Here is a 14697-nt window from a genome sequence, read left to right as displayed (position 1 = left end):
TCAAACAGGTTCCGTTTAATACATAGCTCCCCAAAATTGCTCGCTTTCCCCCACACCCCACACCCCATACCCCACACCCAGTATCCTATCGTGGGTAATGTGGCTTAAGTTGACACCCATGGGCAATGCCGTGCCCCTACAGGTATAGCTTTCACTTATTCAGCAAGCCCTATCTACAACCCACTCTACCTGATGGGCTTCAGTCATATCTGGAACCTCTACGCGATCGCGCATCCGTTGCATCACTGCTTCCGGCACTTTGGTAGCGCGAGAACGATTGCGCCGCAGCAATTCTTCCCAAGCGGCTTCTAGGTAGACAATGCGAATCCGTCCATGGTAGGCAGAAAATAGATTAATCAGGGACGAACGCAGTTGGCGAGAGAGATTGGTCGCATTCCAAACAAAGGATTTTTCGGCTCTCATGTAGTCTTTCGCGATCGCTCTTGCTCGCTCTGCTACAGCAGCTTGGTTATCTGTAGGAGAAATCTTCATCGCTTGTCGCAGTTCATCCAGGGAGATTACTGTCCAATCGGGAAGATTCTCCTGAATCCAAGAGTCTTTACCAGCACCCGGTAAACCTGACATCAGGACAACCTCGAAGCGAGTGTCATCAAAAGCAGCATAGTTGGGATCGCGATCGTCTTTTTGGAAATAGACAAATCGACTATGATCTGAGGGGAACGGTCGGGGATCAACGAAGCAATTATTCTCTTGACAATATTCTCGAAAGAACTCAACCCGCTCCAGCAGTTCTAGCGGGTCATCACACAGGCGACCCCGAATATCCGCTTCTGCCAAGCGATTGAAGCCAGTCAAACTCAGCCTGAAGCGATGCCCAATCTAGCGTCCAGTCTGGAGGCGTGGAACACCAGGGAAATGACCAGGATAAGGATTGAGAAATAGAAGAAGTCATATAACATTACGTCTTAAGGTGAATGGCACTGACTTTAGAGTTTGTAGTAAGCGCTTCAGCGCTTCTGGCACTAAAGTGCCGACTACGAACCCAGCTTAAGTCAGTGGCATTCGTCTTAAGGTTAGGACACATCTTTAGCCGGAAACCCAATCATAGCTTACTGTTGCCTGTTGCCTATTGCCTGTTCCCTAGCGCGTAGCGCTATAACTGAAACAAATCGACGCCGGGACGTAGGAGATTGGGTACGATAGGACGGTTGAGCCAATGGCTATCCGATTGCAGTATGGTGGTTGAAAAGCTAGGACGGACGTATTTGTAACGAGCCGTTACAACTGTTTCCTCTTCGACCTTAATATACAACCCTTCCATTAGGGGACTGGGGTCTGTTTGTTTGAGACTTCGCTCCACATCCAATCCCTGTTCCTCACAGGCTTGGCGGAAGCGTTCTAAATGTCCTGACTCAATGAAATGCGAGTGACCCAGCAATCCCATTAGCTGCTTGTAGGACGTTAATACACCCGAAAACAGGACGGGTACGGAAACCAGGGGTAATCCGGCGAGTAACTCCTTCCGCCGTTGGGTACTGAGAAACTGCTGCTGTTCAACATCTAACACATCAAATTCTAAGAAATAATGGGGTAAGGCGTCGTAAAAGACGGTGTGTTTGGCATAGAGCCATTCGCCATAGAGGATATAGCGATCGCCCAGCACCTGCCAAAAGGTTCCAGTATGACTGTACGCCCATTGTTTGAACAAGTTAAAATGCTTTTCTCGCTCTCCTCCAGTTAAATAATGTCCCCGACTTTGCAACATCATTTGCCCATCAGGACTAAAACTGATGGCAGCATTGGCTCCATCTACTTTTTCTTCGACCACTACATATTGAGAGGCGATCGCGCTGAAAGGCACGTTATCCAAGTCTTCATCCCCCGGTTGGAGCCGTGAACCTTGGATATGAGGGGTGCGAGGGTATTTGTACATCTGCTGCTGCATCAATTGACTACCTTGAAGGGGCTGCTACCATTGGGTAACCTGAACCAAAATGCTGACACCGTTCCTGCAAAGCCTAAGATAATTGAGATTAGTGCAGAAATTATTGAAAAATGATATTGCTGTCGAACAAAGAAGATAGAGTATTTCAAAACGATATCGCTATCCTAGTATTATCCCCTATGAATCTATAAGCCTGGAACAATGCAATTAGAAGATTATTTTGATTTCCTCAGTCCTGATGACATTCGGATAAAAGGCACAAGAATAGGGATTGAAACTGTTTTATACGATTTCATCCATCGGTGTCGCACCCCAGAGGAAATTGCCCAGAGTTATCGAACCCTAGATTTAGAACAAGTCTACGCTACGATTCTATACTATCTGCACAACAAAGAAGCAGTCAGTACCTACCTCGCTAATTGGATTGAGCATGGTCGCAGGATGCGAGAGGAACAAAAACACAATCCTCCACCTGTTTCTGAAAAACTGCGGAAACTGAGAGCAGAAAGAGAAGCAATGAGGACAGCAAGTGGCACTGAAGTATCTTTTAGATGAGAACGTCGATCGACTTTATCAAACTCAACTTTTGCGGCAATATCCTGAATTAGTTGTTCTTATGGTAGGAGAGCCGGGTAATCCTCCCAAAAGCACGGCAGATCCTGAAATTTTATGCTGGTGTGAAGTCAATGGGTTTGTTTTGGTGACTAATAATCGTGCTTCTATGCCTGTACATTTAGCCGATCATCTTGCTCAAAATCGCCACATACCTGGTATTTTTATTCTCAATCCCGATCTAGGCATTGGTGGAAATCTCGAAGAATTAATTTTAGCTGCTCTTGCTTCCGAAGACGATGAGTATCAGGATCGGATTGTTTATTTACCTCTGCCATAGAGGATGTAGCGATCGCCCAGCACCTGCCAAAACGTTCCCGTATGACTGTACGCCCATTGTTTGAACAAGTTAAAGTGCTTTTCTCGCTTTCCTCCGGTTAAATAATGTCCCCGGCTTTGCAACAGTATTTGCCCATAAGGAGTAAAATTTATGGCAGCATTGGCTCCATTCACTTCTAGAACTTTCCTCTCTCCACAGGACTAAGTTGAAGGCTAGAATGCGATCGGAAAATTAGATTTCAAACTGTAAATCTAGCAGTCACACTTCACTCTCGAAGCATTGGTCGTACCTGCAATCTCTAAAAGTTCTAATTAGAATCTCCAATGATTAGCCTTCATTTGATTACAACCTGTCGCTTATGTTGCATACATAGCGTTCTAACGGTTCGGGTCAGCGGGGTCTTTGTATCCTACCCAAGCGGCTTCGGTCAATCCGCTGTACCCGAATTGTTAGCCTGCCGTCTATAACAGCATATGGTTAGGCATTACTTCAATCTAACTGTGCCTCTACCTTTTCCATTAGGCTTCCTAAAAAATTATTTACTCCATTCAAATAACGCTGCATATCTAACGGAACCTCCATCAGCTTTTCTCCCTTGTAGGGGGCGAAGTATGGAAATCCCTCCAACTTCTTTCCAACTGTTGGATTATGTTTAATGGCATTATTAACCACTCTGCACTCATTAGCATCCTGAAAGCTGTCACACGTAGAGAGGACAACACCCATGCTTGTATACTCCTTCTTAAAGTCATCCCATCCAGAGGGTGAAGAGACCGTGTCGGCATCAACGCTGGTTGTAACAGCAATATATGTTCTGTATATCTTCCCTAGAAATTGCTCTGCAAGCGCCCATAAACCTACAACGCACATCTGATCAATAAAACCAATCACACGCTTATTTTCTTGATCCTGAGCAATAATTGAATCTAAAATTCTTGTTTTCTGTAGTTCTTTGTCATACTCTTCTTCCGACAAATCAAGCGTTGAGCTTAATGTAAGTTCTCCCTTATTTTCCTGAGTAAAGCGAGTCAATCCTTCCTCAATATGCACTATTTCTTTGTACACAATTTGGTGCATACGGCAGAAATCAAAGAGCAACCACTGTAACTCAGAATACATTATTCCTAGATGACCTACAACCCAATAAGCATTGGGACTACCTGGGATTGCAGATGGATACTGAAAAGTTGAGTAGATTGGCTTTCTAGTCACAGAGTTAACAAGCAAACAGTTAACCTAAGTCTACCATCCTAACCCAGAGATGAGGCGGGCTAACGGTTCGGGTCAGCGGTTGCCGGAGTCTTTGTATCCTACCCAAGCGGCTTCGGTCAATCAGCTGCATCCGAATTGTTATCGGGCAAGGAAATCAAGCCCAAGAGGAGGTTTGGAGATAACTTCAAACTCAGTTTGTAGACATAAATCAACTGGGGAAGGAAGATTATTGGCAAAGATCTTCGCATACATAGTTAGCTCCTTACATTCCCTAGATCCAAGAAGAAATGGGACTTCCATGATAGACTGATAACCTGGCTGAATGTTTCCAAAGCGAACAGTCATTCGCCACTGGTCACCATGCACTTCAATATCAGGAGTAATGTGTGAATTCCACAATAAAGAGCGTTTGTAAGGCACTTTTTCAATGCGCCTTCGTACTGGTGATTGTGGTAACTCTTTTTCAACTTGAATACCACCTAATAATGATCCCTCTACTTCCAGTTTGACATTTTCGGCAAGTATAGTACTCGTATTGCGGATACCGAGAAAAACTGTCCTGAGTAGCGAGGAAGCTCGAACAAATTTCTCCTTATCTCTCATATACGAAGGATTTACCTCTTCCATACGTGGAACTGGTAGCGATAGACCACCGGAATAAGATGTCCGAGGTTGTTCAAGATTTGGGATTGGCTGTTTTGGTAGGTCATACGCTACTGACTGAAGCTTAATCTTCCTTCCAAGAGGCTTTCGCGATCCAGGTTCAAAGAACTGCAAATCCAAAACAGGAACGGACTCTCCACTATCAATTCCTAAGAACTGCTTTCTGACTCCAGCCATAGATGGAGAGTCGAGAATCACTGTAAGTCGTTCAAGATGAAACAACTCTAGCTTCAACGATGCTACTGTCTGCCTCAGTTGCTGCCTCTCCCTAAGTGACAGTTCTTGATTTGTTACGAATGCAATGCCACTGGGATCGTATCTCGTCGCCCCTGAAATATCGCCTTGCAGTTTGGTGGATATATCTGAAAAACTTTTTTGACCTCGAGGAAAGTAAACTGCCATAACCCACTTCTCCCCTTCATACGTACAGATAGCATCTCTGCCACCATCAGGTCCTCCTAAGGGATGGCTTGGGTCAATATTCTCAAATCCCTGGTTCAACAGAATCTGAGCAGCTAGGCGCTCGGAGGGAGCTTGACCATTAGTCCATTCCCGTAATCGATGCCAAGTTTCATCCCATCTAGTCAATTCCATATCAGGTCGATTAATATCTCTTACTCTACTTTGGCGTACTGGCTTAGTAACGTTTGAACGTACTCCCGATATTGAGCTACCTTGTCCATCGCACTATCACCTCATTAACTGGATCATACACAATTATCAAGACCTGATACCGTTGTACCGTAGTTTGAGTGAATTCGTATTGAAAAAACGTGTCAGCTTTTGGTTTTGCTTCCGAACTAATTCATAACCATTTAAAGAGTTGCTTTCAAGATTGAAGCCAACTTCGCAAGATATTAATTACCACTGGAGTAAAAGGTTCCATCTGACCCTGTTGGGGTTGGGATAGGTCATCGATTAACATCTCTAACAGTTCTTCATCCTCTAAGCCTTCATCAGGGTCTATACCGTTTGTCCATAATAAGGCATTAGACAATTGCTTGCGTTTTTCAATTAAGGCACGGTTATTTTTTTCGTGATCTCCCAGGTTTAAGACTTGAATCGTGACGATTGCTCGCTCGCTTAACCCTTCTACCCGACCACTAATTTTAAAGCGAAGTTCTGTTTCACATTCTGTCATCAGAGGAGTTAGGGGTAGGGGTTGGGATTTATGAGCATCACCACATTGATTAGAGGTATTACAACTGGCGACAATATTTGAAAAGTCAAGTGTGCGTCTAGGGTTCAACTTTTGAGCTTCTATATGCTCATTGTGGCAAGCATCAATGTCTTGGATGCGCTGGCATTGGATGCGCTGGCAGCAATAGGCACAAAGGTAGAATTGTTCTGCTAGAGCATGTTGCCGAATAGTTCGCCGAATATCTTCAGTTAACTGGTTGTAGCGTCCGTGAGGATTTGCTCGTTTCCAAACTGTCAAACTGGAGGGTTCAGTCCCTTTACGAATGGTTCGCATGACGCAATTCTTGTTTACGGAGCAGTAGTTTAGCTTTGATCAATTCGAGATGATTGGCGGGTAGTTCCTCAGTTAATTTGGCAAGTCGTTGTTGAGCCTCGGTTAGCTTTGAATCTTGTATGGCATCCAGCAGATCGTTCAATTCAGCATCGATTTTCTGATTACGGATGCTGGTGTCCATGACATCTAATAAGACAGTATTAGCATCTTGCCCATACTGAGAGGGCAATTGTCGCAATTCACCATTGGTTAAGGTGTAAACCAAAACATTTTGACAGTCGCTGATCACCAGAGGTGAATGAGTAGTCAGCACAAACTGACAATTTGGGAACGTTGCGATTAGGCGATCGCACAGGCTGCGTTGCCAAGAGGGATGCAGGTGCAAATCGACTTCATCAATCAAGACGATACCATCTCCTGCTAAAGGATTCTCTAGGGCAGGATTCAGCATGGCTAGACGGCGAGCAATATCACCAACCAGAGCCATGAGCGATTTTTCGCCTTGTGAAAGTTGGGCTACATTCAGAGTTTCACCGTTTTTATCAATCGCCATGTAGAGACGGGGTTTACGACGGACTCTAAGGTTGTCCATCTGGGGCATAAATCGGCGAATGGCGGTGCGAACTGCGGTTAATTGCCGATCTCTAGCCGAGGCATTGAATTCGTTTAACCGTTGCCATGCATCTTGATTAGTTTCAAATAGTGGTCTCAGTTGGCTCAACACATCTTCAGGAATTCCTGATTCATTTTCGGTATCTTCCCGTTCCCGAAACCACTCAAAAAAGCGGCGAAAGTCAACCCCCTGACTTAAAGAGTTGTCGTAACCATCTAGTTGTAAGAAAGTGTGCCTAGTCCTAATTTTTAGTGGAATATCAAGTACGACGCGCTCGACAGGATAAAACGCAATGATGGGAAGGCTAGTTTTGTCATCACGGGTAAGGGCATCACGGTAACGATTGGCTAAACGGGTGCAGTCGTTGAGATTGCTAGTGTACTGGGCTTTACGTCCTTTTCTGCTTTTTGCTAAAGTCCACTTGAAGTGATGCTCGAACTCGCTTTGATCAGGATTGTCTGATGCCCCAGAAGAATCACAAATGTCTATTTCAATACTGGCGGCGTTGGCGGTGTTGAGTATGGCATCTTCAGGGATAGGGTTACCACTACCCTTTTCTGTACGTAAACGAGCTGTAAACCAACTCAGGGAGGTTGCTAAGGCTTTCAGCACAGAGGTTTTACCCGCGCCGTTATTACCAACGAAGACAGTGATGTTGCTGGGATTTTGCTTAGTGGGTGCTAAAGGAATTTCCAGGTTTTCAAATAGCCCAATGTTATTTAAGATAACCCGTTGAATTTCCATAGCGGTAACGTTCAAACCTCTGAGGTTTCCGACATTGACAACAGTACCTCAAACGGCACTTGAAGGCACTTACCCCTATTATGGTCTCAAAACAGTTGCACGTAACCAGTTTCATGACTCGATTAGGCGATCGCACCAGAGTTGAGGTGGAGAAGCCGTGATGAGTGTCGGGTTTCATCCTTCAACCCAACCTACCAAATCGGGCGATCGCATACGCTCTGCACTCAGGTCAACCCGAAAGTTGACATTACCCAACTTAAACCTGAGCGGGTCATCAGTAATCACCCACTGCTCTTTTTGAAGCGCTCGTTTAATCTCTCAGACTGGAAGACAGGTTTTTATGCAAAAATACCGCTAGTTGTTGCAAAAGTTTACAGGCTTGCGAGTGTGTAGCACGGACATAAAGTGATAATTCTAGTGAAACTCACTCGTAGCAAACAGTGAAAAGTTTGCCTTATCTACGGGCGCTGTCAACTTAAGGAGTGTGTACAGGAGCAATGGAATCAAACGTTTTAACCGCAATTTTTCTTCCCTTAGCCCTATTTATCATCATGCTGGGTATGGGATTAGGGTTGACTGTCAGTGATTTTAAGCGGGTATTAGTTGAACCCAAAGCCGCAATTCTCGGACTCATTGCTCAGCTTATCATGCTGCCTACAGTAGGCTTTTTACTGGCTAGCCTTTTCCCGCTTTCTCCAGAATTGGCGGTTGGCGTAATGGTTTTAGCGGCTTGCCCTGGCGGACCCACATCCAACCTAGTAACCTACTTAGTACAGGGTAACGTTGCCCTATCCATTACGCTGACGGCAATTAGCAGCGTGATTACAGTATTTACAATTCCTTTGATCGTTAACCTAGCGATGCAGCGTTTTCTGGGGGAGGCTACTATCCTACAGCTACCCTTCTTGACGACAGTCATTCAAATTGCTGTCATTACCCTGATTCCAGTGACATTAGGCATGGTAATTCACCACTACGCTCCTCGTTTTGCCGCACAGGTGGAAAAATGGGTTAAGTGGCTCTCTCTATTCTTTTTAGCTCTAATTATCGTGGGTTTGTTGGCAGCAGAACGCGCTAATGTCGCCAGCTTCTTCTTGAAAGTGGGCTGGGTTACCCTCGCTTTAAACATGAGTACAATGCTACTGGGGTTTGCACTCGCCACCTTGGCTAAGCTAGATATCCGCAGCGCCAAAGCCATTACGGTAGAAGTCGGCATTCAAAACGGTACTTTAGCCATTACCATTGCCAGCGCACCAACTTTCTTAAACACGCCAAGCATGGCTATTCCAGCCGCCATCTATAGCTTAATCATGTTCGCAACAAGCGCCGTCTTTGCTGGGTTAGTGCGACGTTGACAAGCATCTTTTACGCCTGCGATACCACCTCAAACAAGTCATCTAAAGTCATCTAGAACCTGGGCTTGATTTTGCAAGCTATCATGTTGTTCAGCGATGCAGAAGTTATCGAAGTTATGGCTGAGGTGGAGAAGCAGTGATGAGTGTTGGGTTTCATCCCGCAACCTGACTGATAAGATCGGGCGATCGCATATTGGTTGCATGGGCATTGTTCAACGGCGACGTGATTATCTCAAGCAGTCAAGACCTGATACCGTTGTACCGCAGTTTGAGTAAATTCGTATTGAAAAAACGTTGTTTCGTTAACGCTAGATCGGACTTTGCCTTAGGCAAATCGTAGAACCGTTACTTCCAGAGGTACGAGGCAGTATCCATTACACCCCTTGGCGTAGCCATGTCAGAGCAAAGAGTCCAGAAGAAAAAAATGGCGACGATTCGCGAGATCTACGATCGCATTCTCTGGGATGCCCGTCTAGACCGCAGCGCCTTTGCCATCGGCTATACCGAGCGCAGGTCTGAAGAGGGTATCCGCGAAAAACCCTTTGCCTCTTGGTCAACGAATGGCGACATCCCCATGCACCGCATCCGTTATATCCGCTGCGGGGAGGAAATTGTTTGGGATCGCGACCAGCATTTGGATCGGTTCTCAGCCGGACAATTGCCTGATGCTGCCTTTCTAGCGCATCCACAAGAGGAGACACATTGGGCTACAGTCACACCCCCTGCACCAAACCAAGACCTACTATTCAACGCACGACCTGTCTACCAGTACAGTTCACAAGGTTGGCAACCGACTGATCAACCATCAACAGAGGCGACAATCGGTACACTGACCATTGCCAGTTTTAACGTGCTGTGCGATCGCTACGAGCAGGAGCGCATCCAGACCGCACAGCGCCTGCCTGTGATTGTAGAACATCTGCGCCGATGTGATGCGGACATTATCGCCCTACAAGAAGCGACGCCACCCCTACTAGATGTGCTGTTGGAACAGGATTGGGTACATTCTTACACCATTTCCGAATCACCAGCAGGACAAACTCTCAAGCCCTATGGTCTTTTGCTCCTATCGCGACTGCCGTTTACGCTAGTCGAGCATCAGTATTCAGCACACAAGCGGGTGCTGGTGGGGACGTGGGAGATTAACGGGCGATCGCTACATTTAGCCGTCGTGCATCTAACTAGCAATCGCGCCCGCAACGCCCTTGAAGTCCGGGCGCATCAACGTTCTGTATTGCTGAATTATCTCAAGACGCTGCCAGGAGACAGCTTCATTGTTGGAGATTTCAACAGTAGAGGGGATGAGCAAGAGGAGGAGTTGAGCCAAAGCGGTTTCGTCGATGTTTGGACACTGCTGCATCCTGATGATCCAGGCTACACCTTTAACCCAGAACGCAATTCGTTAGCCAAGCTGATGAGTTTGAGGGGTGAAGCGGCGCGGTTCGATCGCATCTTGCAGCGCAGTGAGGATGGGTGCTGGATGCCCCGTTCGATGGAGTTGTTCGCCTGCGAACCCTTACCGGATACCCAAAGAACCCTTTACCCATCCGATCATTTTGGCATCCGTGCCGTTTTGGACTACTCAACATCCACAACAGCAGCGTTGCAGGCAGTGCCGCCAGTCTATCGCAGTGCAGTTGTGGTGATTCCCTCGGCTGACGTCTTACCTGCCATTCAAGGGATTCGCCGCCGTTACGATCGCAGGTTTGACCGTTGGATGCCGCACATCAATCTGCTGTATGGCTTTGTGCCAGAGGAGTATTTTGAGGAAGCAGCGCACGCGATCGCACTTGCACTTGCCCAATGGCAACCCTTTGAGGTAACGCTCACCAGCTTCGAGACATTCAAGCACCGCTCTAGCTGTACGGCATGGTTGCGCCCGATTACCCAACCCCCAGATGCACTTCATCAGTTGCAAGCCGTTCTCCAGCAATTATTCCCACAGTGCGACGAGCAAAGCAAAAAGTCAGCAGCAGGGTTTACGCCGCATCTGAGCGTCGGTCAGTTTCCCACTGCACAAGAAGCCAAAGCCCAGCTTTCTTCCTGGCATCCGGTGAGCTTTCTCGTAGACTCCGTAGCGCTGATTAGCCGTCGCGGTGATCAGCCGTTTGAGGTGCGATACCGCATACATTTGGGGCAAGGGAGCAAGGATTGTAGAGACGCGCCATGGCGCGTCTGGGAAGCTGGGGAAGAGAAAACTAATCTAATGCAGCGACTGAATGATCTCGAACCCGATCTGAGTCAGGTGCAACGCCAGCATCGCGAAACAATTTTAGCGTTAGTCGAGCAAGCTTGTGCCGAGTGTTTAGGTTTCCCAGCATCGCTGCATCGAGTGGGTTCGGCACGTTTGGGCGTGCAGAGTCCGCAAAGTGATTTAGACGTTCTTTGCCTGATTCCGGCGTATCTGTCTGGGGAGGCGTTTTTGGCAAGCGTGGGACAGCGCCTGGAGGGGTTGTGCGATCGCGCCCAAGTCGTCTCATCCGCCAAGATCCCTCTGTTAAGGATGGGATTTGAAGGCGTGTCTGTCGATCTCCTCTATGCCCGTCGTCCTTCTGAACTAGGGACGCTTGACCCGTTAACAGAGGCAGCACAACCCTTTTTTGATCCAGTCAGTTGGAAAGCACTGGTGGGTTGTTTGGAAGCTGATATCCTTACAGATATAGTACGCCAGTATGTACCGCTAGAGTCTTTCCGAGCGCTATTGAGGACAGTGCGGGCATGGGCGAAGGTACGCCAAATTCACGGCAATGCTTGGGGGTTTCTGGGCAGCTTCTCCTGGGCATTGCTTGCGGCTTGGAGTTGCACTCGTTTTCCCCAAGCTGATGCGGATACAGGGCTTGAGGCATTACTTGCCCATTTTTTCCAGGTACTCAACCAGCATGATTGGAGTCAGCCTGTAGCCTTAACCCAAGCAGGTAGACAATACCGGAGGTTGCACTATGACTGGCTACCTGTGATCACCTCCATTGAACCCTGTCAAAACAGTACCCGTAATATCACGCGATCGACTGCACAGATTTTGCGCCGCGAATTGGAGCGAGGGGCGGCAATTTCAGAGCAAGTGTTGGCTGGCAAAATAGGTTGGGATGCTCTTTTCGAGTTAGCTGATTTACCGACGCAATCCGATTGGTTCTTGGTGCTGACAGCAACCTGTGAAAACAACGATCGCTTGTCAGCCTGCTGCGGTTGGTTGGAAGGTCATGCGATCGGATTGGTTATTGCTCTGGAACAGCGACTCAATATATACGTTAGACCTTGGACTGGAATTCGGAAAGGGCAAAACAGGATTTGCATGGTGCTGGGATTGAAGTGTTCCCAAGAGTGTGATTGTGTTGCGATTGAGCAGGTTGCTACAGATTTTCTCCTTCAGTTTAATGCTAATTCTGATGGCAGTATGTTGGAGTGCGTGGCGTGCGACATCCGTGTCAACTTAAGCTCAACCCCTCACCCCCAGGAGCAAGAAAAGCCGGTTCCCCTTCTCCCCACGGAGGGAGAAGGGGTTAGGGGATGAGGGGGAAAATGTTGAGGAGTAGATAGACACAGCTTAAAACCTTGCCAGCATTGACTTTCTCCTTAAGTTGACACTAATGAGTGTGCGATCGCTCCTCCAGAATCTTTTTTGAGGCAATTTCATGAATTGCCCCTACATCCATCTGTCATTGCCTCTAATTCTAGTTCGCATTGCCTAAACACATAATTTAGAGCTGCAAAAAGTTGTTCAAGATTATATATCGTATAGGCTACAAAATTCTTGGTAAAACGGTTGTTTTGGAGTTTGCCAAACTGCCAAAGCTGACCATTAGATACGATTCCATATATCGTCTGCTGTTCAGATTGGTCATTCATTTTCTGAATCGCCACCATTTCAGCTAAACATTGACCCCATCCCTTAATAAAATCATCCCGTTTAGCTTCAACAGCCACAAAACAAAAAATGGCTGATCAAATATTTCTTTGCCCAGAGGCGATCGTTTGGCTATGATATAGTCAGGTACACCTGATAATTTTTCATTATAAATCAGCGACTTATGGCTCCACAAAGTAAACTTATCTCGATAAAGGCAATAAAGCTCTTTCAGAACTGGAAAAATAATCGTTTCACAAACTGCATAGTCTGACTCCTCAAAGGTTAATTCTCGCAGACAAAACTCTAAATCCTCTCTAAATGATTCTCGAACATCAATTTCAGTTTCGATGATACAGTTCGTTTCCGAGGAATTAATTTCATACTCTTTTAAGACTTCGCCAATATTTTTGTAGAATTCAAAAGACACAATAACAGATTACCTCTTGGACTGTAACTTTACATTAAGTAGAATGTCACTGATTTAAGCTGGGTTCGTAGTAGGCACTTTAGTGCCAGAAGCGCTAAAGCACTTACTACAAACTCTAAAGTCAGTACCATTCACCTTAAGTAGAATGTCACTGATTTAATGTTGGTGGGTTGAGCGAAGTCGAAGTGGCTTATGCCTGAATCTCAAAATTATTCAGATAAGCAATCGGATCACTCGGATCAAACTGGCGTTGGTCAATAAAAACGGTAGCAGGTTCTACTTTCATCGGATCACTGGGTAGCTCAATTTTCAATGCCTCCGCCACTTCTGTATAAACGTCTAACGGATAAATTTCCTCCAATATTTCATCAGCATCTTTGGGATAATCTTGCTGCTCAATTTGACCCCAACGAATCATCTGAGTCAGCAACCACATTCCATGAGAACGCCAGGGATAATTGACTGGATTCGGCTTCTCTGGATCATCGCTATTGTCACCATAAAACTGATAAAAATTAGGAATCGTTTCCAGCCGTTCCTGGTTGTCAAACCCACCATAAGTATAGTTACCCAATAAAGCAGGTTCTATATAGTCCTGATCCGTGTCCAAATACCTGCTTTGGGCAATAATTTGGGCAACTTCGCGACGATTTTTGGCTTGTTCGCAAAACTGGCAGGCTTCTATAATCGCCGCCACTAAAGCCCTAGCGGTTGCGGGATGTTCGTCCACCCAAGCTTGCATCGTGGCTAGCACATTTCCCGGATGTCCCGCCCAAATATTCTGTGAGGTATTGCCGATAAATCCATTTCCCTGCAAAACCGTCTGTTGGTTCCACGGTTCACTGCTGCTATAGGCATCCATCACCCCGGCTTGAATTTTATAAATCATTTGGGAGGGGGCAATCTCCATAAATTCAACCTCACTTTCCGGATTAATTCCCATCGCGGCTAACCAATAGCGGCTAATGTAATAATCCATGGAAGCATTCGACTCAGTAGCAAAAATAGGCGGTTCCTGGAATTTGCGAACATACTCGCGATAGGAATCGGCAAACTCCTGAAAGGTGAAATATTCAATCGCTGGTCGAATTCCCGCATCCCAGGCTTTGGGAGATAAGGTAATGCTACTGCCATGGAGATTGAGTACCATCAGGGCAATCATGGGAGCGGCTTCTGCTCCTAATTGTGCTATCATTGGCATTCCATACAAAGCTTGAGCCGCATCTAACTGGTAGTCGAGTAAGCCATCCTGAATTTGCTGCCAATTCTCTTGCTTACTCAGGCTGACATTAAGTCCATAGCGAGCAAAAAAGCCTAATTCTTGGGCGATAACCAGGGGCGCACTTTCGGTAATCGGGATAATGCCGAGGTTTAGGTACGTTTTTTCGAGTTTGCCAAAGTCAACATTTGAGGCAGATGAGGACTCAGCAGAGTTATTCTTTTGGGAGGTGGACAGATTGCCAGAGTTACAAGCAGCAAAGGCTAATCCTGTGCTTGCCAGACTGGTGTATTTGAGAAAGTGGCGTCGCTTCATGGTCTTTTTCTCCTCACCCAATAAATTATA

The 14697-nt window shown here is 46.4% G+C and carries 13 protein-coding genes and 2 pseudogenes; 4 read left to right on the top strand and 11 right to left on the bottom strand.

Features of this window, described 5'->3' with window-relative positions; translation table 11 throughout:
• Positions 1-159 precede the first annotated feature (159 nt).
• Both RIG66_RS21475 and RIG66_RS21470 read right to left on the bottom strand, forming a co-directional pair.
• A complete protein-coding gene (locus RIG66_RS21475) occupies positions 160-816 on the bottom strand; it encodes an AAA family ATPase (protein WP_446380765.1) in 657 nt (218 codons plus the stop codon).
• 298 nt (positions 817-1114) lie between these two features.
• Positions 1115-1906, bottom strand: coding sequence for an RNA ligase family protein (locus RIG66_RS21470; RefSeq protein WP_446380764.1), 792 nt, complete (start codon positions 1904-1906; stop codon positions 1115-1117).
• A 201-nt stretch (positions 1907-2107) separates the two neighbouring features.
• Between RIG66_RS21470 and RIG66_RS21465 the strand changes: the two genes are divergently transcribed.
• Together RIG66_RS21465 and RIG66_RS21460 are read left to right on the top strand one after the other, a co-directional pair.
• Positions 2108-2461: a DUF433 domain-containing protein gene (locus tag RIG66_RS21465; RefSeq protein ID WP_446380763.1), complete on the top strand. Its 354-nt coding sequence runs from the start codon at positions 2108-2110 to the stop codon at positions 2459-2461.
• Entirely contained in the window at positions 2436-2798 is a 363-nt protein-coding gene (locus RIG66_RS21460; RefSeq protein WP_446380762.1) for a DUF5615 family PIN-like protein, read from the top strand. Before RIG66_RS21465 ends, RIG66_RS21460 begins: the two co-directional genes overlap by 26 nt.
• Here RIG66_RS21460 and RIG66_RS21455 read toward each other — a convergent pair.
• The 7 genes and pseudogenes from RIG66_RS21455 to RIG66_RS21425 all read right to left on the bottom strand — a co-directional run.
• Positions 2792-2974: pseudogene (locus RIG66_RS21455) on the bottom strand (RNA ligase family protein); the annotation flags it as partial. The gene RIG66_RS21460 and the pseudogene RIG66_RS21455 overlap by 7 nt on opposite strands.
• A gap of 313 nt (positions 2975-3287) precedes the next feature.
• On the bottom strand, positions 3288-3917 hold the full coding sequence (locus RIG66_RS21450; protein ID WP_446380761.1) for a hypothetical protein: 630 nt from the start codon (positions 3915-3917) through the stop codon (positions 3288-3290).
• Positions 3918-4148: 231 nt separating this feature from the next.
• Positions 4149-5075 (bottom strand): hypothetical protein, encoded by a 927-nt coding sequence (locus tag RIG66_RS21445; RefSeq protein WP_446380760.1) that lies wholly within the window; start codon positions 5073-5075, stop codon positions 4149-4151.
• A gap of 268 nt (positions 5076-5343) precedes the next feature.
• Positions 5344-5448, bottom strand: a pseudogene (locus RIG66_RS21440) (fatty-acid oxidation protein subunit alpha); the annotation flags it as partial.
• A gap of 54 nt (positions 5449-5502) precedes the next feature.
• Positions 5503-6147, bottom strand: a complete 645-nt coding sequence (locus RIG66_RS21435; protein WP_446380759.1) for a TIGR02646 family protein — start codon at positions 6145-6147, stop codon at positions 5503-5505.
• Positions 6131-7504 (bottom strand): AAA family ATPase, encoded by a 1374-nt coding sequence (locus RIG66_RS21430; RefSeq protein ID WP_446380758.1) that lies wholly within the window; start codon positions 7502-7504, stop codon positions 6131-6133. Before RIG66_RS21430 ends, RIG66_RS21435 begins: the two co-directional genes overlap by 17 nt.
• A 174-nt stretch (positions 7505-7678) precedes the next feature.
• Positions 7679-7819 carry an element excision factor XisH family protein gene (locus RIG66_RS21425; RefSeq protein ID WP_446380767.1) on the bottom strand — a complete coding sequence of 47 codons (141 nt, stop codon included), beginning with the start codon at positions 7817-7819 and terminating at the stop codon, positions 7679-7681.
• A gap of 182 nt (positions 7820-8001) precedes the next feature.
• Here RIG66_RS21425 and RIG66_RS21420 point away from each other — a divergent pair, with 182 nt between their 5' ends.
• Together RIG66_RS21420 and RIG66_RS21415 are read left to right on the top strand one after the other, a co-directional pair.
• Positions 8002-8859: a bile acid:sodium symporter family protein gene (locus tag RIG66_RS21420; RefSeq protein WP_446380757.1), complete on the top strand. Its 858-nt coding sequence runs from the start codon at positions 8002-8004 to the stop codon at positions 8857-8859.
• Between the two features lie 394 nt (positions 8860-9253).
• Positions 9254-12370, top strand: a complete 3117-nt coding sequence (locus RIG66_RS21415; protein ID WP_446380756.1) for a poly(A) polymerase — start codon at positions 9254-9256, stop codon at positions 12368-12370.
• Positions 12371-12728: 358 nt separating this feature from the next.
• Here RIG66_RS21415 and RIG66_RS21410 read toward each other — a convergent pair whose 3' ends face one another.
• Both RIG66_RS21410 and RIG66_RS21405 read right to left on the bottom strand, forming a co-directional pair.
• Positions 12729-13133 (bottom strand): hypothetical protein, encoded by a 405-nt coding sequence (locus RIG66_RS21410; protein ID WP_446380755.1) that lies wholly within the window; start codon positions 13131-13133, stop codon positions 12729-12731.
• A gap of 190 nt (positions 13134-13323) precedes the next feature.
• Positions 13324-14667 carry a CmpA/NrtA family ABC transporter substrate-binding protein gene (locus tag RIG66_RS21405; RefSeq protein WP_446380754.1) on the bottom strand — a complete coding sequence of 448 codons (1344 nt, stop codon included), beginning with the start codon at positions 14665-14667 and terminating at the stop codon, positions 13324-13326.
• Positions 14668-14697 lie beyond the last annotated feature (30 nt).

Origin of the sequence: Coleofasciculus sp. E2-BRE-01 (assembly GCF_040221695.1) — a bacterium.
GTDB lineage: Bacteria > Cyanobacteriota > Cyanobacteriia > Cyanobacteriales > Coleofasciculaceae > Coleofasciculus.
Note: the sequence above shows the minus strand (reverse complement) of the source record. Positions and strands in the feature narration are given on the sequence as shown.